The sequence below is a fragment of the Herminiimonas sp. Marseille-P9896 genome (assembly GCF_903993245.1).
Taxonomy (GTDB): domain Bacteria; phylum Pseudomonadota; class Gammaproteobacteria; order Burkholderiales; family Burkholderiaceae_D; genus Oxalicibacterium; species Oxalicibacterium contaminans.
In genome coordinates, this window is record NZ_CAJEVT010000001.1 from 785,215 (window position 1) to 807,604 (window position 22,390).

The window sequence follows — 22,390 nt, forward strand, 5'->3', positions numbered from 1 at the left end:
CATGAAATTGAGTATCAGAACATTGCTGTTGGCGGCTTCCGTCGTTTTGACCCCCTTATGGGCAAATGCCGCACAAACTGAAGAGTTCACGCTGAAAAATGGCATGAAGATCATCGTCAATGAGGATCACAGGGCACCTACCGTCGCCCATATGGTCTGGTACCGGGTCGGTTCTGTCGATGAGCGCAATGGCGTGACTGGTGTTGCCCATGCACTGGAACACATGATGTTCAAAGGTACAAAGAAGCTGAAGCCGGGTGAGTTCAGCAAACGCGTGGCCCAGCTGGGTGGCCGTGAGAATGCCTTCACCAGCAAGGATTACACCGCTTATTTTCAGCAAATCGAAAAATCCAAGCTGGAAGCGGTGATGGCGCTGGAAGCGGATCGCATGGCGAACCTGGTGGTGGACAAGAATGAATTCGCCAAGGAAATCCGCGTCGTGATGGAAGAGCGCCGTCTGCGCACCGACGACCAGCCTGCCTCCAAATTGTATGAAGCCTTGTCGGCTACAACCTACGCAGTCCACCCCTACCGCAATCCCATCATCGGCTGGATGGATGATTTGCAGAATATGACAGCGCAGGATGTCAAAGCCTGGCACGACACCTGGTATGCACCGAACAATGCAACCATGGTGGTCTCCGGTGACGTCGAGCCGAAGAAGGTATTTGCTTTGGCGGAAAAATATTTTGGTTCCTATCCGGCGAAAACATTGACCCGCACCCGTCCGCAAAACGAGCCGCCGCAAGCAGGCATCAAGCGGGTGACGGTCAAGGCCCCAGCGGAAAACCCATATGTCGTACTGGCATTCAAAGTGCCTGCCTTGCGTGATATCGCAAAGGACGACGATGCCTATGCGCTGGATGTGTTGTCCGCCGTGCTTGATGGTTACGACAATGCACGCCTGAGCGCGAAGCTGGTGCGTACTGATCGTGTCGCGAATGATGTAGGCGCATCGTACTCCGGTATCGCACGTGGCCCGGTGCTGTTCATACTGGATGGCACACCGGCACAAGGCACTACTACCGAACAATTGGAAAAATTGCTGCGTGCCGAAGTTGAGCGTGTGGCCAACGAAGGTGTGTCGGAAGCTGAGTTGAAACGCGTGAAAACCCAATTGATCGCAGCGCAGATTTACAAGCGTGATTCCGTCTTCGGTCAGGCGATGGAAATCGGCGTGATGGAAATGTCCGGCTTCTCATATAAAGATACCGATCGCGTGATTGAGAAATTGCGTGCGGTGACGCCGCAGCAAGTGCAGGCAGTTGCACAGAAATACTTTGGCGATGATGCATTGACAGTGGGCACGCTGGTGCCACTGCCCGTGACCGAGAAAAAGCCAGCGGCAGCGCCTGCTGGTTTGCGTCACTAAGTATGCAAGCTATCTACTTATAGAAATCCGGAGTCTTGATGTTAAAAATTATTAGCAGCGTTGTACTGTGTGTCGCGTGCAATGCTTCATATGCCGCCTTGCAGATACAGTCGTGGACCTTGAGCAATGGTGCGCGCGTACTATTTGTTGAAAACCACACGATACCGATGCTGGATGTCAGCGTCGATTTTGATGCCGGTTCCCGTCGTGATCCGGCAGGTAAATCCGGCACTGCCGCGTTGACAAGTGCGATGCTGGCTCGTGGCGTACATGCAGCCCCGAACGGGAATGAAGCGGCGTTGAGCGAGGCGCAGATTTCCGATGCATTCGCTGACACTGCAGCGCAACGTGGTGGTCGCCTCGACGATGATCGGGCGGGTGCAACCTTGCGTACGCTTGTAACGGAACGCGAGACGGCAGTGTCCTTGCTGGCGCGGGTACTGGCTTATCCGAGCTTCCCGGAAGAAATCCTGCAACGCGACAAGGCGCGCACCATCGCTGCCATCAAGGAAAGCCTGACCAAGCCGGAAGCCATTGCCGGCAAGGCATTCAGCAAACGCTTATATGGCAATCATCCTTACGGTCAGCAACCTGACGTGGCATCGATAGATGGCATCACGCGCGACGACTTGCTGGCCTTCCATCGCCAATACTATGTCGCCAATCGCGCCGTAGTCGCCCTGATCGGTGACGTAACGCGGGCCGAGGCAGATCAGATCGCGCAGCAACTGACACAGCGTTTGCCGCAAGGTGCACCATTGCCAGCCTTGCCACCGGTAGTGATTGCGCCGGGCGAGGAGGAGCGGATTGCGCATCAGGCGAGCCAGGCGCACATCCTGATCGGCATGCCGGGCATGGCGCGACATGATCCTGATCACTTTGCGTTGACGGTTGGCAACTATGTATTGGGTGGCGGCGGCTTTGTCTCGCGCCTGATGCAACAGGTGCGCGAACAGCGTGGCCTGACATATGGCGTCAGCAGTTACTTCATTCCTATGGCGCAGCCTGGCCCGTTCCAGATTTCCCTGCAGACCAAGAAAGAGCAGGCGAACGAAGCCTTGCAAGTAGTGCGTTCTACCGTTGCCGATTACCTGCGTGACGGCCCGACGCCTGCCGAGCTGAAGGCGGCCAAAGATAATCTGATTGGTGGCTTTGCGCTGCGTATCGATAGCAACAAGAAGATATTGGAGAACATCGCCGCGATCGGCTTTTACGACTTGCCGCTCGATTACCTGGATACCTGGACCGACAAGGTCAGCAAGGTGACTGCGGCGGAAATCAAGGCTGCTTTCCAGCGTAAGATACAGTTGGATAAATTGGCAACAGTTGTAGTCGGCGCGGCCGATAAATAAGCCTCCATCAGCAAACGCACTGGCGCGCGTGGGTTGTACTCATTACAATCCACGCTGCAAATACTTTTCCGCGGCTGATGCCGTCAGCCGCTGCCCGCCATGCCCAAGAAACCTAGTTCCAAACCAGCACCTAAAAAACCTGTGCACAAGCCACGCCCGAGCATGACGCACCAGGTGCGCATCATAGGCGGTCAGTGGAAACGTACGCCCCTGCCGGTATTGGACGTAGAGGGCTTGCGCCCGACGCCGGATCGCGTGCGGGAAACAGTGTTCAACTGGATTAATCACCTGATAGACGGCGGCTGGAGTCGCATGAGGTGCCTGGATTTGTTTGCCGGCACGGGCGTACTCGGGTTTGAAGCAGCCAGTCGCGGTGCGGCACAAGTTGTCATGGTGGAAATGCATACCCCCGCGGTACGACAACTGGAAGCAAGCAAGGAAAAACTGCGTGCCGAACAGCTCAGCATAGTACGTGGCGATGCATTAATGGCAACGCAAGGCATGGCGCGCAATGCCGCCAAATTCGACCTGATCTTCCTGGATCCGCCTTACCATCAAAACTGGCTGGAAAAAATGCTGCCTGGCTGTGCGCAATTGCTGGCTAAAGACGGCATGGTTTACGTCGAATCCGAGGAATCCTTGGTCACGGATACGCCGCCAGCATGGCTGGCAGATTGGGAGATAGTGCGGGCAGATAACGCCGGCATGGTCTTTTACCATCTTTTGCAATCAAAAAAATTGCCTGAAGTTCAGGCATAATGCGCTTTCAGTTATTTGCGGTGTCCATAACGCCCTGGTGCGTTGTGTAGAAACTAGCAGCAAAACATCACTCTTTGCTACTCATCCGGCGCATGCGCCGCGTGCTTTCCGCGAGCTGAGAACCAAGCCACCCTACGGAGCCAAAATGGTTACAGCCATCTATCCTGGAACATTCGATCCACTGACGCGCGGTCATGAAGACCTGGTGCGTCGTGCTTCAGGTCTGTTCGATAAATTGATCGTCGGTGTTGCCGACAGCCGCAACAAAAAGCCTTTCTTTTCGCTCGAAGAGCGCCTGACGATTTCGAATGAAGTCCTCGGCCACTATCCGAATGTGCATGTGGAAAGTTTTTCCGGTTTGCTGAAAGATTTTGTGCGCCGTCATGATGCGCGTGTGATTGTGCGTGGTCTGCGCGCGGTCTCTGACTTTGAATATGAATTCCAGATGGCAGGCATGAATCGCTACCTGCTGCCAGACGTGGAAACCCTGTTCCTGACCCCGTCGGATCAGTATCAGTTCATCTCTGGTACGATAGTGCGTGAGATCGCCACTCTGGGCGGTGATGTGTCGAAGTTTGTTTTCCCGTCGGTCGATAAATGGCTGAAAGAGAAAATCGCGGCACAGCGTTAATCAGGAATTAAGTTTGTTATGGCTCTGCTGATTACTGATACGTTGAGCGGGAATTCGCAAGGCACTGCCTTGCGCCACTCATCGCAGCAAATGCTTGCAAGCGTTTGCTGTATTCGTCCTGATGCTTTGCATGCGCTTGTTCAGAGAGATTTACCATGGCGCTGCTAATTACGGACGAATGCATCAACTGCGACGTATGCGAGCCTGAGTGCCCGAACGACGCGATATACATGGGGCAGGAGATCTACGAGATCGATCCGACCAAATGTACTGAGTGTGTCGGCCACTTTGATGAGCCGCAATGCCAGCAGGTTTGCCCGGTCAGCTGTATTCCGTTCAATCCGGAATGGCGCGAGAGCAAGGAAGAGTTGCAGGCCAAATATGAACGTTTGCAGGCAGAACTTAAAACCGCTACCTGATAAAAGCAAAGGGACCAGATGGTCCCTTTTTTATGCCTGCTGGTTCAATCTGCACTCATGACTTTATTGCGTCCGGCTTTCTTGGCCTGATACAGCGCCAGATCGGCCTTGGCGAGCAATTGCTGGGCAACGGTGCCGCTTTCCTGTTTGTCTGCCGTATTTACACTGGCCACGCCTATCGAGACGGTGGCCTGCAGTTCTTCGCCGCTGTTGAGTACGATAGGGCGTCCGTTCACACTGGCGCGTATGCGCTCCGCTACCACCAGCGACGCATCCAGCGATGCATCTATCAACAGCACAACAAATTCCTCGCCACCGAAACGGCCGAGTGCGTCACTCAGGCGCAATTCAGCCTTGATGCGATTCGCCACCTCGCACAAGACTTCGTCACCACCCTGATGTCCGAAGTTATCGTTCACTTTCTTGAAGTGATCGAGGTCGATATACATGGCGGATAAGGCGTAACCATGCCTTTGTGTGCGACCTACTTCTTCCAGCAAGCGTCGTTCCACATAGCGCCGATTGTTGACGCCGGTTAGCGGGTCGGTCAGGCCTATGTGTTGCAGGCGCTCGTTATTGACGACGTTTTCTACGCAGATGGCGACGATGGAAGCGCGATGCTGCAAAAAATCACTCGCCATATTCGCAGTGAAGCGGGTCGGATCAAGGCTGCCGAGGCTGAGCCAGCCTATCAGCGTATTACGTCGTATCAGCGGCAGGATCGCGACGCTGGCTGGTTTCAGCACCGTATCCGGAAACAGGCGACGGTGCTGCATAGTGTTGTATGAGCCTAAAGTAGGCCTGCGCATCGGAAGCGCGATTTCATTGGCGCCATCCTTTTCTTCGACGAAGAGCAGGTTAGGATAGTCGCTGATATCGATGCGCAAGTCGCTCAGGATGCGGCGGATTTCAGCGGCAGGATCGATCAGTGTGAGCGTGATGACATCCAGCTCCGACGCTTCGGTCAGCGTGTCAAAGACGCTGTCTATCAATTCCTGGAAGGTGTTCGCGCCTATGAACTTCAGGTCGAATTCCTGATAGCGCTGCATGATTTGCTGATTACGATGCGCCTGCTCCAGCAACAGTTTCAGCTGGGTGCGCAACTGCGAATTTTCAGTAACCAGCTTGTTAGACATCGATGTCAGGTCAGGGCGGCAGTAGGGTAGTGCTAATAAGGAGGTAGTAACAGCGTGCTGCATACTACCTTGATGCTTACTTCATAGCAATTTTTGTGCGGATCAGAAAACCGGATCGACGCTCACGTTTTGCCCGACGCGCAAGACAGTCCCTGTGCCGTTGAGCACGACCGCATTCATGCCGAAAGTGATGCTGCCATCAACCTTGGGATTGGCGCGGTAAGTGCCGAGGATATCCAGCGGATCCGGCCCGAATTCACCGGTGGCCTGATCGACCGATGGTAATGGGCAGCGTGGACAAGGTTTGACTGGTTTCAGGGCAGCACCGGCGAATTGATAAACCTCGGCCAGGTCTTCTTCAAACGGCGCGATGTCGCTGAACACCAGGTTAGGACGGAAGCGGTTCATCGGTACCGGGCTGCGGCCTTGTGCGACCAGCTTTTCATTCAGGTCTTCGAGTGAACCTGTGCCTATGACCAGCATCGGGTAACCGTCGGAGAAGAGCACTGGTACTTCGGCGTCGGCCGTCCATTTTTTGCTTGAGTAACGTGTCGCATCCGGATGAAAACGTACCAGGCGGCATTTCACACCGAGCGCATTCGAGAACCACAGAGCGCTGGTGTCATCGCAATCGTAGGCTTCGACCTGGTCATCCCAGACTTGCACGCGTATGCGTTTTTCATCTTCCGGATCAGGCAGGCCGAGCGGTACTTCCAGGCGCAGCATGCCGGGTGCACGCAGCTCCAGCGTATCGGCCTTGATGCGTGGCGCGATCAAGGCCATCTTTGGGTATTCACGCTGCGTCAGTGCATCGCCGTTTTCATCGACGATCATCCATTCACGGTCATAAATCTGTTCGCTCATCAAACCTGCTTCTGTGAGCGTTGCTTCGCGCAATGAAATACCTGCGCAGGATTTGATGGGGTAGAGATTGAGTTCGGTGAGGATAGGCATGGCGCAGGTTTTTCGTTTGTAGAGTATGCGCATCGCCCCGTATCAGGAGCGATGCCTTATCTGGATAGACCGATTAAACGTTGAACAGGAAGTTCAGCACATCGCCATCCTTGACGATGTACTCCTTGCCTTCAGCGCGCATTTTGCCAGCTTCCTTCGCACCGTTTTCACCCTTGTAGGTGATGTAGTCTTCGTAGGAAATGGTTTGTGCGCGGATGAAGCCGCGTTCGAAATCGGTGTGAATGACACCCGCAGCTTGCGGTGCGGTAGCACCGACCGGGATGGTCCAGGCGCGTACTTCCTTTACACCTGCGGTGAAGTAGCTTTGCAAGCCCAGCAGTTTGAAGCCAGCGCGGATCAGGCGATCCAAACCAGGTTCTTCCATGCCCATGTCGGCCAGGAATTCTTTTTTGTCTGCTTCATCCAGATCAGCGATTTCGGATTCGATGGCAGCGCAAATCGCGACGACTGGTGCGTTCTGCGATTTGGCATAGGCAGTCAGTGCATCCAGCAGCGGATTGTCGGTGAAGCCGGAATCCGACACGTTACCGACGTACATTGCAGGTTTGGCAGTGATCAGGCACAGCGGCTTGATCAATTCCATTTCTTCCTTATCCAGGCCCATGGCGCGTACTGGTTTGGCTTCGTCCAGGTGCGGCATGATGCGTTCCAGCAGTGCGACCAGTTTGGACGCATCTTTGTCGCCGGAGCGTGCTTTTTTGTTTTCGCGATGGATTGCTTTTTCTACGGTGCCCATGTCGGCCAGTGCCAGTTCGGTCTGGATGACTTCGATATCGTCGAGTGGATTGATTTTGCCTGCGACGTGGATCACGTTGTCGTCTTCAAAGCAGCGGACGACGTTGACGATGGCATCGGTTTCGCGAATGTGCGCGAGGAATTGATTGCCCAGGCCTTCGCCTTTGGATGCGCCCGCTACCAGGCCCGCGATGTCGACGAATTCGACGGTGGCAGGGAGGATGCGTTCAGGTTTCACGATTTCAGCCAGAGCCTGCAGGCGCGGGTCAGGTACTTCAACCATGCCGACGTTAGGCTCGATGGTGCAGAACGGATAGTTCTCAGCAGGGATGCCGGCTTTCGTGAGGGCATTGAAAAGGGTGGATTTGCCGACGTTAGGCAGGCCGACGATGCCGCATTTGAGACTCATGATATGTGCTTTGCTGAGATGTGAATTAACCCGCTATTTTACCGTACCGGCACCGCTTGCCGGTATTTAAGACTTGCGGTGCCGGATGGGGTGTTGCGGACTTACTTGTTGGTATGCAGTTGCATGGTGGCGGCTTCGAATTTGCCTTCGCACAGCATGGGGATGATATCCAGGCTTTTGGCGATGGCTTCATCGATCAGCGGCTGTTCTTCCTTGCGTGGGCGGTGCAGTACGAAGTCGACCACGGCTTGCTGCAGGTTGAGGGTGCGCGGATGGCCTATGCCTATGCGCAAGCGCCAGTAATCCTGCGTTCCGAGCGCGGCGGTGATGTCTTTCAGGCCATTATGTCCGCCTGACGAGCCACCTTTTTTGAGTTTGGCGACGCCTGGTGGCAGGTCCAGTTCATCATGTGCGACCAGGACTTCATCCGGTTGGATTTTGTAGAAGCGGGCGAGCGCGCCGACCGACTGGCCGGAACGGTTCATGAAGGTCTGTGGTTCCAGCAACCAGACTTCCTGGCCGGCGATCACGGTTTTGGCGGCGAGCGCATTGTATTTGCTTACACGCGACAAAGTGCAGCGCGGCGTATTGCGCGCCAATTGATCGACCAGCCAGAAGCCGGCGTTGTGGCGGGTTTGTTCGTATTCTTGGCCGGGATTGCCGAGACCGACGATAAGACGTATAGGCATGGCGTCGTGAAAATTGGAAAACCTGATTATCGGGGATGTAGCCTGCTTGTGTCCGCTTTATTGAGTACAGGCGTGCAAAACAAGCGTAAAAAACCCCGCCACAAGGACGGGTTTTTCATTGTCCGACCTAAGCCGGACAAAAATTTACTGATTACTTCTTGTCGTCAGCGGCTGGAGCAGCTGCTGCGGCAGCAGCGTCAGCTTCTGCTTCGACTTTACCGGCTGGAACCGAAGCGGTAGCGATAGTTGGGTTGTCTTCACCACCGTGGATCACTGCAGAAACGCCTTTAGGCAGTTTGATGTCAGCGAGGTGGATCGAGTGACCAACGTCCAGCTTAGCCAGGTCGATTTCAACGAATTCTGGCAATGCGCCTGGCAAGCAGGAGACGTCCAGTTCGGTAGCAACGTGGCTGATGATGCCGCCGTGCAGTTTAACTGCTGGCGAGATTTCTGCATTGACGAAGTGCAGAGGCACTTTTACGTGGATCTTTTGTTTAGCATCGACGCGTTGGAAGTCAGCGTGCAAAACGAGTTGTTTGTATGCGTGGACTTGGAAGTCGCGCAACAGAACTTGTTCTACTTTGCCATCTACTTCCAGGTCGAGGATCGACGAGTGGAAAGCTTCTTTTTTCAATGCATGGTACAGAGCATTGTGGTCGAGCGAGATATTTACTGGTGCTGCGGTACCGCCGTAGACGATACCAGGGGTCAGGCCTGCATTGCGCTGGCGGCGGCTCGCTCCGGTCCCCAGATCTTTGCGTGCAAATGCGATTACTTTCATGATGAAACTCCAAATATGCGGGATGAAAAATCATCCTGCGGTTAAATCCCCCGCGACCAGGGGATTTTAAAAGCGGGCAGTGAACCTGCCCCAGTTTCGGATATCAGCATGAAACGCAGCGCTGACATCCTGCCTGTGTCTTGCGACACAGCTTAAACGTTCTTAGTCGGCAAACATCGACATCACGGAATCACCGGTGCTGATGCGCTTGAAGGTTTCTGCCAGCAATTCAGCGCAGGACAGCACGCGAATTTTTGGACAGGCACGAGCAGCTTCTGTCAGCGGGATGGTGTCGGTGACGACCAGTTCATCCAGCGGGGAGGTGGTGATGCGCTCAATCGCAGGACCGGACAGGACCGGGTGCGTACAGTAAGCGATAACTTTCTTCGCGCCGCGTTCTTTCAATACTTCTGCTGCCTTGGTCAGCGTGCCTGCGGTGTCGACCATGTCATCCATGATCACGCAGTTGCGGCCTTCGACTTCACCGATGATGTTCATCACTTCGGAAACGTTCGCTTTAGGGCGGCGTTTGTCGATGATGGCCAGATCGCAGTTCAGGCGTTTTGCCAGGGCGCGGGCGCGAACTACGCCACCGACGTCCGGGGAAACGACCAGCAGGTCTTCGTGATTCTTGGTAACTAGGTCACGCAACAAAATCGGGGATGCGTAAATGTTATCAACCGGAATGTCGAAGAAGCCCTGGATTTGATCAGCGTGCAGATCCATGATCAGTACGCGTTCAACGCCAGCTTCCTGCAACATATTGGCAACGACCTTGGCCGAAATCGCAACACGCGCCGAGCGTGGGCGGCGATCCTGGCGTGCATAACCGTAGTAAGGGATGGCGGCGGTGATACGGCCGGCCGATGCACGTTTCAGTGCGTCTACCATCAACATGATTTCCATCAGGTTGTCATTGGTCGGCGCGCAGGTCGATTGCAATACAAATACGTCTTTGCCGCGTACGTTCTCGTTGATTTCAACAACGATTTCGCCATCGGAAAATTTGGAAACAACAGCTTTGCCGAGCGGGAGGCCGAGTTGCTTGGCAACGCCCAAAGCCAGATCCGGATTTGCGTTACCGGTAAAAACCATTAGGTTTTCGAGTGCCATGGAAATCTCTGCTTGCAGTCGTTAGAAAGGTGGAAAGCCGCCAAAACTCGACGATGGTGTCTTGTGTTGGCGGCTTGCTTGTATGTCACTTACTCTTGAATGTAATGGCAGGGGAAGAAGGATTCGAACCTTCGAATGCTGGAATCAAAATCCAGTGCCTTAACCAACTTGGCGATTCCCCTACGCAACCTTGTGTTTGCCGTTGCATCTTCGCTATCAAAGCGGCGGATGCTGCGTCAAACTAATCTGGTGTCACGACTGCTGCAAATAAGCGAGCGGATGATGCTTGATCGCTTTGGCTTTCCAGGCTTTCCAGTGTGTCGGTACTGTTGCCAGTACTGCATCGGCTTGCTGTTCTTGCTCAAATGGGCAAAACACACAAGCGCCGGATCCTGTCATTCTTGCATCTCCGTATTGTCTCAGCCATTTGATGGCTTCGGCAACAGGTGGAAACAATTTTTCAGCCACGACTTGCAGGTCGTTTTTACCGAAGCAATCTTGAGCTCCGGAAAAGTCCGATATTTTGACGGGTTTCGTATCCCGTGTCAATTCACTTGATGAAAATATCTTCTGGGTTGGTACAGAAACTCCCGGTTCGATGACGACAAACCAGCGATCCGGCGTTTTTACCGCGACTAATGCCTCGCCTATGCCCTCTGCAAACGCATTTTGGCCAAAGATAAAAAACGGTACATCGGCACCCAGCTGCAGGCCCAAGGCCATTAATTCTGCGCGTGTCAGGCCTACTTGCCACAAATGATTAAGCGCCAGCAGGGTAGTGGCTGCATCGGAAGAGCCGCCGCCCAGGCCGCCGCCCATGGGCAGGTTTTTTTCGATGGCGATATCGGCGCCGAAGTTTTTATTCGGATTTTTCTGTGCTGCTGTGGTTTGCAATAATTTTGCTGCGCGCACGATCAAATCGCTTTCTTCAGGTACGCCAGCGAGTTCGGTACTGCGCCTGATGTGCGCATCATCACGTGTCGCGAAGTGCAGTACGTCGCCGCGATCTATCAGCTGGAATACGCTTTGCAGCAAGTGGTAGCCATCTGCGCGTCGCCCGGTGACATGCAGAAATAAATTCAGTTTTGCCGGTGCCGGGCAGTTGTTGAGTGTGAGTGTCATGGAAGGAACGTGCATATTGAATCAGGGAGTTTGCCAGCTATCGAGCACAATGCGTATCGCCACCTTGCCCGCCTGCTCGGTCTGGCGTTCCAGGTCTATGCGTTTCGGACGGTCTTGCGCAGGAGTCTGTTGATCGCTTTCCCAGGTCGGGTACTGGATATGCCAGCCATCGCGGGTAGTGACTTTATTGCGGCTTGCTGACGCGATGTATGCCTTGTTATTGCTGTCGTTGGCAAAGCCCTGCAGCCAGCTGCGCAAGCCGGAAACCGGCAATGGCCATCCCAGCGTTTGCGTTACCAACAGGTCGACATCAGCGGCGCTGCGTGGTGGCTGCCCCGACTGGATCAGCGTTGCGTTATCAGGTGTCACTTCTATGGTTGCCAGTATCTGGCCGAGCGGCGACAGGATGGCGATAGAGCTGCGATCCCGGTTTTGTTTCCAGGTGAAGCTGCCGTGTATCGCCTCATCCTTGTCGTCCTTTTGATATTGCACGGACAAACGGCCAGCCAGCGTAATGGCTTCCTGATACTTGCGCGCGGTGCCAGCTTGCTCACTGGTTGTTTTAGTTTGCGGCGCAATGCTGGCGCAAGCGCCGAGCAAGGCGGTGGACATGATGAGGGTGGCGGTCAGTTTGCGCGGCATAGGCAATGATTTTGTATCTGGTGGTTCAGTCTTAAGCAAGGCTGAAGCATGAGAGATGAAATGAATGATGCTGTTACTACGCGATGAAGCAAGAAACAGCATCGATTGCAGACAAGTCCGTAGCGGCAGGGCTTGCGAACCGACAACTGTAATTAACAGTTGTAACGGACGGTTGGACAGCAAGGACTGTCCAACCGTTCACATCATAATTGAGCGCGCAGGCGTGCCAGTGTGCTTTTCAATAAATCGCTCTGTGGATCTTTCTGATTGGCATCGCGCCACAATTGTTGTGCATCGGCTTTCTGGCCTTTGACCCACAGCACCTCACCGAGGTGCACGCCAATTTCTACGTCAGGACGTATTGCGTAAGCGCGTCGCAGATAGTGTTCCGCTTCATTCAGGCGACCGAGACGGAATTGCACCCAGCCCATGCTATCCATGATGAATGGATCTTCGGGGGCTATCTTCATGGCTTTTTCTATCAGCGCCAGTGCTTCCTGCAAATGGATATTGCGATCGGCAAAGGAATAGCCAAGTGCGTTGTAGGCGTGCTGATTGTCTGGTGCGAGGCGGATGATTTTGCGCAATGCGGTTTCCATTACATCCATCTTGTTGGCTTTTTCAGCCAGCATCGCATAGTCGTACAGCAGCCCGGTATCGTCCGGATAGCGTTTCAAACCATTGCTGAGTACCGTCATCGCTTCCGGTACACGATTGGCGTCGCGCAGCAATTGCGCATCGGCGACGATGACCTGGATTTGTTCGCGCTGGCCTTGTGGCTTCAGGTGGCTGAGCAAATTGCGTGCGCCATTCAGGTCGCCACCGATAGCCATTAATTGCGCGCTTCTGATTTGCGCTGCCATGTAGGCTGGGCCGGGTTCTACCTGTGCCAGCCATTTCAGTGCGGCCGGATAGTCTTTTCTATCTTCGGCAATCTGCGACATGATCAGCAAGGCTTGCACCGGATCACGGCTTTCGTCCGGGTTGTCTTCCAGTGCCTGCAGATAAGCGCTCAGATATTTTTCCGCCATGGGAATGTCATTGGTCTGCGCGCCGAGTATGCCCATCGCATACAGGATGGTCAGGTCTTTCGGGTCTTCCTTCAGCAGCACTTCGAATTGCTCACGTGCCTGATCGTATTGTTTGTCATCGATTAGGATCTTTGCGTAAGCAACGCGCACTTCGCGGGATTTCGGATTGGCTTTCAGGAAGTCGGCCAGGATTTGCAGTGCCTGGCTGCGCTCCCGTGTCGATTGCGCGACCATCAGTACTGCGAGTTCCAGGTCCGGTTTGATTTTCAATGCAATCTGCGCTTCGCTGTTGGCGCGCGCAATGTCATTCTTGATGAAGGCTGCTTGTGCCAATGCAAGGTGGGTTTCGACCAGATCCTGATATGGCGCGGTAACTTCTTCCAGCAGTGCAAAGGCTGCAGCTTTATCCTTGGTGTTGGCCAGCAGGCGCTGGATTTGCAGGGTCAGCAAGCCGCGTCCTTGCGGTGTGGCCTGACGCAAGCGTTCAATAAAGATAGGGCGCGCTTCTTTCAGGTTGTCGCCAAGAACAATCAGACCGAGGTAAAACTGGTTGGCTTCGTCCGAAGCCGGTGCCAGCTCATGCCACAGGCGTACCGCGGACAGCGCTTCACTTACCTGTTTGGCGTTCAGGGCAATTTCCGCCGCACGTCGTGCCAGGCGCGGATCGCGGGTTTCTTGTGCTGCAACCAGGTTGGAAACATATGCCAACTGCCAGTCGCCGCGCTGGTAAGCTAGTTCGGCGCGCAATAATTTATACAGCAACGGTGCGGTAAGCTGAACTGAAGGCAGGGATTCATCCGCTTTGCCCGTGGCTACTTTTTTGTTGCTGGCAGGTTTGGCCGTGACCGGAGTCGGGCTTTCCTGGGTTGCCGCAGCGGAGGTGTCGGGTGCCTGTGGTTGGGCCTGGGCATAGCCACCAGCCGCGAACAGGGTAGACAGCGTTACAATGACAAGGGCATTTTTCAATTGAAGTCCATGCAAATCGAGCGAGGTTTTATTCTACGCTCAACCGCCCGGCAATGCGCTACCTTGGTAGCATCGTTTAAATCATCCAGGAAATCGTAGTTCCCATGCCTGAATTACCTGAAGTCGAAGTAACGCGTCGCGGTGTAGCGCCGCATCTGGAAGGGCAAGTCGTCACGGGCGTGGCCTTGCGTCATACCGGTTTGCGCTGGCCATTCCCTGCCGCCCTGGCGCAGACTCTGGTCGGGCATACGGTACGCAGCACCGGGCGTCGCGGCAAATATCTGCTGCTCAATTTTGACCATGGCACGCTGATCATCCATTTGGGTATGTCCGGACATTTGCGCATCCTGCCATCCGACGTTCCGCCGAAGAAGCATGATCATTTTGATCTGGAAACCGGCAGCCAGTTATTACGCCTGAGCGACCCTCGCCGTTTTGGTGCAGTGCTGTGGCATGCCGCGGAAGAAGGCTCGATAGAAAATCATTTACTGTTGCGCACACTGGGCGTCGAACCACTGGAAGCGGGATTCAGTGCGCAATGGCTGTACCAGCAAACGCGCAAGCGTAGCTCTGCCATCAAGCAAGTGTTGCTGGCGGGCGACATCGTCGTCGGCGTCGGAAATATCTATGCGTCCGAGAGTTTGTTCCAGGCGCGTATCAATCCGCGTACGCCCGCGCACCGTATCGGGCTGGCGCGCTATGAGCGGTTGGCGGAGGCAATACGGCAGATACTGGTTGCTGCAATAGAGCAGGGTGGCAGTACGCTGAAAGACTTTATAGGTGTTAACGGCCAGTCCGGTTACTTCCAGCAGAATTACTTTACCTATGCGCGCGCAGGCGAACCTTGCCGTATTTGCAAGACGCCGATACGCCAGATCGTGCAGGGTCAGCGTTCGACCTTTTACTGTCCAAATTGTCAAAAGTAGGCAGCGGTGCTAGTGTCGCTCTGGGATGCAGGGTTTAAACCGAATAAAAGAGGCTTACGTGAGTAATCTGGTGCAAAAGTTTCAGGAATACAGCGGCTGGCGCAATGACGTCAAACTTGCGCTGGAGCGTTATCGCGATTGCGTGAGCGCGGGTGACCTGGCTGATGCTGCCAGTGACCAGCGTTTCCTGCAAACTCTGGCGCGCCTGAACGAAGATAAATTATCGATCGCCTTTGTCGCCGAATTTTCGCGTGGCAAATCGGAATTGATCAATGCGATCTTTTTTGCCGATTATGGTCAGCGTATTTTGCCAACCTCGGCTGGTCGTACCACCATGTGTCCGACCGAACTGATGTACGACGAAACCTTTCCGCCGTCGATACGTCTGCTGCCGATAGAGACACGTGCACAAGCGCAATCAACCAGTGATTTCAAATCGCAGAGCCAGGTATGGACGGTGCTGCCGCTCGATACCTCTTCTGCAGACGGCATGCTGGAAGCCTTCAAGCAAGTCAGCCTGACCAAGCGTGTGTCGATAGAAGAAGCGACGCGCTACGGTCTCTATGATGAAACCGATCTCGATATGGTCGTCGCCGTGGGTGATGATGGCATGGTCGAAATTTCACAATGGCGGCATGCGATCGTCAACTTCCCGCATCCTTTGTTGCAGCAAGGCCTGGTGATTATCGATACACCGGGTCTGAATGCGATAGGTACCGAACCGGAGCTGACGCTGAACCTGATCCCGAATGCACATGCAGTGCTATTCATACTGGCAGCTGATACCGGCGTGACCAAGAGCGACATCGACATCTGGCGCAATCACATAGGCGGTAGCGGTGCGGGGCGTCTGGTGGTGCTGAACAAGATAGACAGCATGTGGGATGAATTGCGCAGCCCGGCAGAAGTCGAGCAGCAAATCCGCATGCAGCATGCCAACGTGGCGCAAACGCTGGAGTTGTCGGAGCGTCAGGTCTTCCCGGTCTCTGCGCAAAAAGGCCTGGTCGGAAAAATCAATCGCGATGCGCCGTTGCTGGCGAAGAGCCGTTTGCCAGCGCTGGAAAGCGCGCTGTCCAGTGAACTGCTGCCAGCCAAGCAAGACATTATCCGCACCCAGTTGATGGCGGAAGTGAATGAGCTGACCTCGGCCAAGCAAGCCTTGCTGTCATCGCGGGTGCGCAATGTGGTCGAACAATTGATAGAGCTCAAAAGCCTGCGCGGCAAGAATCAAACTATCCTGCAGCACATGATGAAGCGCATCGATATGGAAAAGATGGAATTCGATGGCAGCCTGTTCAAGCTGCAGGCAACGCGCTCGGTATTCGCACGTCTGTCGACGGAAGTGTTTACGCATCTCGGCATGGGCGTCCTGAAAGACAATATCAACAAGACGCGCGATGCGATGGAGCGCAGCAAGTTTTCTTCCGGCTTGCGGCAGGCGGTAAAAGAATTCTTCCAGGAAGCGCTGGACAGTCTCGAAGCATCAGCCGCCAAGACCGACGAGATAGGCGAAATGATGTCCGTCATGTACCGCAAGTTTTCCACCGAACACGGTCTGGCCTTATCGACGCCTATGCCGTTTTCGCTGGATAAGTACAGCAAGGAAATCGTGATGATAGAACAGCTGTACCACAAGCAATTTGGTGCAGCTACCATCCTGACCACGCCGCAAGTCGTGCTGATGCAGAAGTTCTTTGATTCGATCGCGTCACGCGTCAAACAAAGTTTCCTGCAAGCCAATCGCGATGTCGAAGCGTGGCTGAAAGTGGTGATGGCACCGCTGGAAGCACAAATCGGTGAGCACAAGATACAACTGAAGCGGCGCAAAAAGTCGATAGAAAAAATCCATTTGGCGACCGACAGCCTGGAAGAAAAAGTGCTCGCTTTCGAACAAATGCAATTTGAGCTGGATACCCAGCGCGCCCTGTTGACGCGCCTGGAAAATGAATTGAAGACTGCGATCATGGCGCAGCTGGATTCCTATAAAGCGGCGGCCTGAATTTAGATGAAACGTGTAGTCAGTGATACCCGCAGCAAGGCAGTTCCTTCGGCTCAATCTTCCAAGGCTAATGTCGAGGCATTAGCCGACCCGTCGTTCTCTGCTGATGTGATCACTTGGCAAAAGCAGCATGGACGCCATGCCTTGCCGTGGCAAAACACGCGCGACGCGTATCGCGTCTGGCTCTCGGAAATCATGCTGCAGCAGACCCAGGTCGCCGCAGTGATTCCTTACTACTTGCGCTTCCTCGAATCTTTCCCTACCGTTGCTTCACTGGCGGCAGCGCCGTCTGAAGAAGTGATGGCGCACTGGAGCGGACTGGGCTATTACTCGCGCGCGCGTAATTTGCATAAGTGCGCGCAGACGATAGTCGCAGAGTACGGTGGCGTATTCCCCAGTGATCCGGAGTTGCTGGAGCAATTGCCCGGCATAGGTCGTTCCACTGCCGCCGCCATCTCTGCATTTTCCTACGGCACCCGCGCCGCCATCCTCGACGGCAACGTCAAACGCGTCTTTGCGCGCGTGTTTGGTGTGGAGCGCTATCCAGGTGAAAAGGCTGTCGAAAATGGATTGTGGTTGCGTGCGGTTGCTCTGTTGCCTGAGAGCGGTGTGGAAGCTTACACACAAGGTTTGATGGATCTGGGCGCGACGCTGTGCACCCGCAATCGTCCTTCCTGCCAGCGTTGTCCGCTGGCGCACCGCTGCGTCGCTTATGCGACTGGTCGTACCAATGAACTGCCGGTGCGCAAACCTAAAAAGGCCGTACCGGAAAAACAAACGATCATGTTGCTCATCGTTGATAAGGATGAGATCTTACTGGAACAGCGCCCGGATAAGGGCATATGGGGCGGTTTGTTATCGTTGCCGGAGATTGCTGTGACGGCAGACGAGGCCGGATTCGATGCGGCGCTGGCGCAAGCGGTGGCTCGTTTCGGTGTCGCAGCCGGGCAGGAAGAGTTGCCGATGTTTACGCATGTATTCACGCATTTCAAACTGCATATAACGCCGTATCACATCGCTTTGAAGCGTCGCCTGCAGCGCGCGGGAGAGGATGCATACGGCTGGTATCCGATTGCAAGAATGGCTGGTGCGCCTTTGCCTGCGCCCGTCAAAAAATTATTGCTGACGGTATTTCGCGAGCCGGATTTGCTGACGCAGTAACTGCGCTGTGCTTTAAATAATTTCGTGCTGTTGCAGGTATTGCTGGATGATGGTCAGACGGGTTTGTGCATCATCGACTTCCAGCAATTTCTGCCTGGCCTTCAGCGGTATAGGCAGGATTTCACACCAGCGATTGGCCACCCAGCCTGCATCGTCCAGATGCAAGTTTTCCGTAAACGGACTTTCAAATTCCTCGCCTATTTCGGCGCGTCCTTTGGTATTGATGTCGTGGATCACCAGCTTGAGCGTGTTGGCACAGCCCTGATGTTCCTGCGCCAAGATGCTGGGGCCGCCGTGTCCTATGATTTCTACGCGTCCTTCCAGATGCTGATCCTTGTGTACACGTGTTTCCAGGATACGGAAACGGGTGCCGCCTTCCGTACGTAGCAAGAGTACGCCGAGTTGTGGTGCATCCCAGTCGGTAATGTGCGCCATGCAGCCGACATCTTCCGGTTCCGCCGCTTCGCCGATCTCCTGTCCGGATTTGATCAAGACCACGCCGAACGGCATTTCTCGCTTCATGCAATCGCGCACCATGTCTATGTAGCGCGTTTCAAAAACCTTAAGGGGGAGTATGCCGCCCGGGAACAGCACGGTATTGAGGGGGAACAGCGGAAGCCAGTATTCGTTTGCAGGCATGAGAAATGGGTGTTCGGGGTAGAGGCTGATACCGCTTGGACAGAAATATGATCAGTCTAGTTCGCGATGCCTGAGGATGACGTGTTCGTGCGCACGGAAATGGGCGGCCAGTTGCTCCACCATATACACCGAGCGATGCTGGCCGCCGGTGCAACCGATGGCGACAGTCAGGTAGCTGCGATTATCCTTCTTGAACGCAGGCAGCCATTTTTCGACGAAGCCGCGTATATCTGCCAGCAAGGCAGTGGCATCCGGCTGTGCCTGCAAAAAGGCCTGCACCGGCGCATCACGTCCGGTTAACGGGCGTAATTGGGTGTCGTAGTGTGGATTCGGTAGCATGCGCACATCAAATACCAGGTCGGCATCCAGCGGTACACCGAATTTGAAAGCAAAAGATTCAAACAATACGGTTAGTGGCGAGTGATCACTTTCGATCAGCGCCTTGATCCAGCCGCGTAATTTATTCGCGCTCATGCCCGAGGTATCGATAACATGGCTGACTTCTTCGACACCGGACAGCATTTCGCGTTCTTCGCGTATGCATTCGGTCAGTGTGCGGCGATCTTCTGCTGCGCTGCTGCTGAAACCGCGGTGCGACAGTGGGTGGCTGCGCCGGGTTTCGGAAAAACGTGCGATCAGTGAATCGGTCTTCGCCGTGAGGAACAGAACTTTGACTTCATGTCCCTGGTTTTGCAGCCATGAGATATCGGCAGGCAAGCCCATGAGCGAGCTGGCACTGCGTGCGTCCATCGCTACTGCGAGCTTGTCCGCATGCTCTTCCTGGCGCGTAGCAACCAGCGCCCGCAATAGTGTAGGCGGGAGGTTGTCGACACAGAAATAACCAGCGTCTTCGAGGGAGGTCAGTCCGACTGATTTGCCGGATCCGGAGATTCCGGTGATGAGAATAATGCGCATAGCTTGATGATACCCCAAGCACACGACTAAGGTGCCGTCGCGAAAATTCTGCTTCAGCTTGCCGAGGGATTACTCGTCGCTTTCCATCGCTTTTTGCTGGCGCACCATGAAGTCTTTCAGGGTGTCTATGCCGCGCAATTGCAGGATGGTATTGCGTACCGCTGCTTCCAGCAGAACCGCCAGATTTCGACCGGCTTCGACCGGGATCACGACTTTGCGTATCGAGAGGCCGAGGATTTCTTCGCTCTGCGATGGCAGCGGCAGGCGCTCGTAACTTTCTTCCAGCGTGCTGCGACGAACCAGGTGCACGATCAGCTTCAGGCGCATTTTGCGGCGCACTGCGGTTTCACCAAAGATGGTGCGGATATCGAGCAAGCCGAGGCCGCGTACTTCCAGCAGGTTTTGCAGCAGTGGCGGACAGCGGCCTTCTATCATGTGCGGCGCGATGCGCGCGAACTCGACTGCGTCATCGGCCACCAGGCCATGATTGCGTGAAATCAGTTCCAGACCCAGTTCGCTTTTGCCTAGACCGGATTCACCGGTGATCAGTACGCCGACACCCAGCACGTCCATGAATACACCGTGCATCGTGATGCGCTGCGCCAGCTTTTTCGACAGATACACGCGCAGGTAATCGATCACTTGCGCGGCAGGCAGCGGCGTCGAAAACAATGGAATGTTTTTATCGTCGCAAATCGCCATGATGTCGGCCGGTGTTTCCAGGCCCTGCGCAATGATGAAGGCGGGTGGTTCGCCAGCGACCAGTTCGGCGGTATGGTGGGCGCGTCCGTTATCGGACAGACGCTGGTAGTACTCGACTTCCTGATGACCGAAAACCTGGATACGACCGGGGTGGATCAGGTTCAAGTGACCCACCTGGTCTGCGGCCGAAGTCGCATCGCCGGAAATCAGGCGCTCACCACCGGGGAAGCCCGCAAACCATCCGAGTTGCAGGGTTTCACGGTTATCGTCGTAAATTTGCTGGACAGAGAGCGGTGTCGGTAGTGGCATGTTGTGGATGCTGACAGGACAGGATGCGCGCCGTGGAAAGGCGCGGCGGATTAGTTGGTGCTTTGCAGGCTAGGCTGCCAGGTAATCAGGCGTGCATGGACTGCCGCCGGATCTTCGGTGCTGGCCAGCAAATTACGGAACGCTTCATCGGAAAACATTTCTGCCAGTTCGGACAGGATTTCCAGATGCTGTTGCGTCACGTGATCCGGGATCAACAGGAAAATCAGCAGATTTACCGGCTGTCCGTCAGGCGACTCAAACGGAATCGGCTGCGCCAGGCGCACGAAAGCTGCCAATGGTGCTTTCAAACCTTTGATGCGACCGTGAGGCACGGCAACGCCATGGCCGAGGCCGGTCGAACCCAGACGTTCGCGCGCGAACAGATTGTCGGAGACGACGGAACGGGCAATGCCACAGTTGTTTTCGAAAATTAAACCTACCTGTTCGAACGTACGTTTTTTACTGGAGACATCCAGATCAAGTACTACGTTGGCAGGGGGGAGAATCTGACTTAAATGGTTCATGGTGCGACGCACAAAAAAAGGACTCTGCGAGGAATTATAGGCCTATTCGATGGCGATAGGGCCTGAATCGGGAAAGCTGGGCCGGTGCCGACCCGTCTGTTGCAGATAAGACGCACCTTTTTAATGCGACTTGCCATAGCTATTGCTGTTTTCTGATAGATCGATTAGACCACAAGCCAACTGATACGTTAAGCCCGGATGAAGCATATAAATAGCTTCATCCATGGAACTTACATCGTGCTTACTGCCTTGCGTTACGGGCGTTAGACGGCGGTTTGCCAGTGCTGAAATTGCTGCGCCACGGGTTGATGTCGAGACCGCCGCGACGGGTATAGCGTGCATAAACAGCAAGTTTTTGCGGTTTGCACTGACGCAAAATGTCCATAAAGATACGTTCTACGCATTGTTCATGGAATTCGTTGTGTTCGCGGAAACCTATCAGGTAGTGCAGCAAGCCGGCCTGATTAATCTGCGGTCCCACGTAATGGATTTGCACGCTGCCCCAGTCCGGCTGGCCGGTGACCAGGCAATTCGATTTCAGCAAATTGGACAACAGGGTTTCTTCCACCGGCGCTTCATCATGTGCGGCTTGCAGCAGCGAAGGATCCGGCGTGTAGTCGTTTACTTCTATGTCCAGTCTGTCCAGCAAGACACCATCGAGCTCACCGATGCTGATCTTGCTGAAGTCTTCCGGCAATGTCAGTGAGATCTGTACAGGTGCACCAAAGCCAGCGGACAAATCCGCGCGCAGCAACTCCAGCAAGGCATCGGTGCCGCCCAGCTTGGTCTGGTTAAATGAATTCAGATAAAGCTTGAACGATTTCGATTCGATGATGTTAGGCGAATCGGCCGGTGCCATGATGCGTGCGATTGCCACTTGCGGCTTGCCGCGCATATTCAGCCACGACAATTCATAGGCATTCCAGATATCGACACCAAAGAAAGGCAGGTCGCCGGACAAGCCCAGTTCATCGCGCTTGCCCTGGCGTGGTATCGGGAACAGTAGCGACGGATCGTACTGGGTCTGGTAAACCGATGGCTTGCCCAGCGGCGACGCGTCTGGTGTGGATGAGGTGCTCATAA

Annotated in this window: 22 protein-coding genes and 1 tRNA gene; 8 read left to right on the top strand and 15 right to left on the bottom strand. The window is 54.6% G+C overall.

From position 1 onward, the window contains the following. Position 1 precedes the first annotated feature (1 nt). The 5 genes from H7U06_RS03875 (at position 2) to H7U06_RS03895 (ending at position 4,533) form a co-directional block, all read left to right on the top strand. Entirely contained in the window at positions 2-1,372 is a 1,371-nt protein-coding gene (locus H7U06_RS03875) for a pitrilysin family protein (protein ID WP_175624861.1), read from the top strand. Between the two features lie 38 nt (positions 1,373-1,410). Next, positions 1,411-2,724 carry a pitrilysin family protein gene (locus tag H7U06_RS03880; RefSeq protein WP_175624862.1) on the top strand — a complete coding sequence of 438 codons (1,314 nt, stop codon included), beginning with the start codon at positions 1,411-1,413 and terminating at the stop codon, positions 2,722-2,724. 99 nt (positions 2,725-2,823) lie between these two features. Beyond that, complete coding sequence (rsmD, locus tag H7U06_RS03885; protein ID WP_175624863.1) at positions 2,824-3,483, top strand: 16S rRNA (guanine(966)-N(2))-methyltransferase RsmD; 660 nt, start codon at positions 2,824-2,826, stop codon at positions 3,481-3,483. Between the two features lie 145 nt (positions 3,484-3,628). Further along, positions 3,629-4,114 carry a pantetheine-phosphate adenylyltransferase gene (gene coaD / locus H7U06_RS03890; protein WP_175624864.1) on the top strand — a complete coding sequence of 162 codons (486 nt, stop codon included), beginning with the start codon at positions 3,629-3,631 and terminating at the stop codon, positions 4,112-4,114. 155 nt (positions 4,115-4,269) lie between these two features. Continuing rightward, positions 4,270-4,533, top strand: coding sequence for a YfhL family 4Fe-4S dicluster ferredoxin (locus H7U06_RS03895; RefSeq protein WP_175624865.1), 264 nt, complete (start codon positions 4,270-4,272; stop codon positions 4,531-4,533). A 44-nt stretch (positions 4,534-4,577) separates the two neighbouring features. Here the strand turns inward: H7U06_RS03895 and H7U06_RS03900 are convergent, their stop codons facing one another. The 10 genes from H7U06_RS03900 to H7U06_RS03945 all read right to left on the bottom strand — a co-directional run bounded on the left by H7U06_RS03900 (position 4,578) and on the right by H7U06_RS03945 (position 14,132). Beyond that, positions 4,578-5,669: a DUF484 family protein gene (locus H7U06_RS03900; protein WP_175624866.1), complete on the bottom strand. Its 1,092-nt coding sequence runs from the start codon at positions 5,667-5,669 to the stop codon at positions 4,578-4,580. Positions 5,670-5,771: 102 nt separating this feature from the next. After that, complete coding sequence (locus tag H7U06_RS03905; RefSeq protein WP_175624867.1) at positions 5,772-6,623, bottom strand: MOSC domain-containing protein; 852 nt, start codon at positions 6,621-6,623, stop codon at positions 5,772-5,774. 73 nt (positions 6,624-6,696) lie between these two features. After that, positions 6,697-7,788: a redox-regulated ATPase YchF gene (gene ychF, locus H7U06_RS03910; RefSeq protein WP_124574442.1), complete on the bottom strand. Its 1,092-nt coding sequence runs from the start codon at positions 7,786-7,788 to the stop codon at positions 6,697-6,699. A gap of 101 nt (positions 7,789-7,889) precedes the next feature. Next, complete coding sequence (gene pth, locus H7U06_RS03915; RefSeq protein ID WP_175624868.1) at positions 7,890-8,477, bottom strand: aminoacyl-tRNA hydrolase; 588 nt, start codon at positions 8,475-8,477, stop codon at positions 7,890-7,892. 151 nt (positions 8,478-8,628) lie between these two features. Beyond that, positions 8,629-9,258, bottom strand: coding sequence for a 50S ribosomal protein L25/general stress protein Ctc (locus H7U06_RS03920; RefSeq protein ID WP_175624869.1), 630 nt, complete (start codon positions 9,256-9,258; stop codon positions 8,629-8,631). 162 nt (positions 9,259-9,420) lie between these two features. Next, complete coding sequence (locus tag H7U06_RS03925; RefSeq protein ID WP_124574445.1) at positions 9,421-10,371, bottom strand: ribose-phosphate pyrophosphokinase; 951 nt, start codon at positions 10,369-10,371, stop codon at positions 9,421-9,423. 105 nt (positions 10,372-10,476) lie between these two features. After that, positions 10,477-10,553, bottom strand: a tRNA-Gln gene (locus tag H7U06_RS03930). 70 nt (positions 10,554-10,623) lie between these two features. Further along, positions 10,624-11,493 carry a 4-(cytidine 5'-diphospho)-2-C-methyl-D-erythritol kinase gene (gene ispE, locus H7U06_RS03935; RefSeq protein WP_175624870.1) on the bottom strand — a complete coding sequence of 290 codons (870 nt, stop codon included), beginning with the start codon at positions 11,491-11,493 and terminating at the stop codon, positions 10,624-10,626. 21 nt (positions 11,494-11,514) lie between these two features. After that, the gene (gene lolB / locus H7U06_RS03940) at positions 11,515-12,135 is read right to left on the bottom strand and encodes a lipoprotein insertase outer membrane protein LolB (RefSeq protein ID WP_175624871.1); all 621 of its coding nucleotides are present in this window, start codon (positions 12,133-12,135) and stop codon (positions 11,515-11,517) included. A gap of 203 nt (positions 12,136-12,338) precedes the next feature. Then, entirely contained in the window at positions 12,339-14,132 is a 1,794-nt protein-coding gene (locus H7U06_RS03945; protein WP_175624872.1) for a tetratricopeptide repeat protein, read from the bottom strand. 104 nt (positions 14,133-14,236) lie between these two features. Here H7U06_RS03945 and mutM point away from each other — a divergent pair, with 104 nt between their 5' ends. Genes mutM through mutY form a run of 3 tightly spaced genes read left to right on the top strand, consistent with a single transcriptional unit; the run spans position 14,237 to position 18,218 of the window. After that, positions 14,237-15,058 carry a bifunctional DNA-formamidopyrimidine glycosylase/DNA-(apurinic or apyrimidinic site) lyase gene (gene mutM, locus H7U06_RS03950; protein WP_175624873.1) on the top strand — a complete coding sequence of 274 codons (822 nt, stop codon included), beginning with the start codon at positions 14,237-14,239 and terminating at the stop codon, positions 15,056-15,058. A 58-nt stretch (positions 15,059-15,116) separates the two neighbouring features. Beyond that, the gene (locus tag H7U06_RS03955) at positions 15,117-17,057 is read left to right on the top strand and encodes a dynamin family protein (protein WP_175624874.1); all 1,941 of its coding nucleotides are present in this window, start codon (positions 15,117-15,119) and stop codon (positions 17,055-17,057) included. 6 nt (positions 17,058-17,063) lie between these two features. Beyond that, positions 17,064-18,218 carry an A/G-specific adenine glycosylase gene (gene mutY, locus H7U06_RS03960; protein ID WP_175624875.1) on the top strand — a complete coding sequence of 385 codons (1,155 nt, stop codon included), beginning with the start codon at positions 17,064-17,066 and terminating at the stop codon, positions 18,216-18,218. Positions 18,219-18,230: 12 nt separating this feature from the next. Here mutY and H7U06_RS03965 read toward each other — a convergent pair whose 3' ends face one another. The 5 genes from H7U06_RS03965 to queF all read right to left on the bottom strand — a co-directional run bounded on the left by H7U06_RS03965 (position 18,231) and on the right by queF (position 22,388). After that, complete coding sequence (locus H7U06_RS03965; RefSeq protein ID WP_175624876.1) at positions 18,231-18,857, bottom strand: LON peptidase substrate-binding domain-containing protein; 627 nt, start codon at positions 18,855-18,857, stop codon at positions 18,231-18,233. A 51-nt stretch (positions 18,858-18,908) separates the two neighbouring features. Further along, a complete protein-coding gene (gene rapZ / locus H7U06_RS03970) occupies positions 18,909-19,772 on the bottom strand; it encodes an RNase adapter RapZ (RefSeq protein WP_175624877.1) in 864 nt (287 codons plus the stop codon). Between the two features lie 69 nt (positions 19,773-19,841). Further along, complete coding sequence (gene hprK, locus H7U06_RS03975) at positions 19,842-20,783, bottom strand: HPr(Ser) kinase/phosphatase (RefSeq protein ID WP_175624878.1); 942 nt, start codon at positions 20,781-20,783, stop codon at positions 19,842-19,844. 50 nt (positions 20,784-20,833) lie between these two features. Beyond that, positions 20,834-21,307: a PTS sugar transporter subunit IIA gene (locus H7U06_RS03980; RefSeq protein ID WP_012080961.1), complete on the bottom strand. Its 474-nt coding sequence runs from the start codon at positions 21,305-21,307 to the stop codon at positions 20,834-20,836. Between the two features lie 241 nt (positions 21,308-21,548). Beyond that, positions 21,549-22,388 (bottom strand): NADPH-dependent 7-cyano-7-deazaguanine reductase QueF, encoded by an 840-nt coding sequence (gene queF / locus H7U06_RS03985; RefSeq protein ID WP_175624879.1) that lies wholly within the window; start codon positions 22,386-22,388, stop codon positions 21,549-21,551. Positions 22,389-22,390 lie beyond the last annotated feature (2 nt).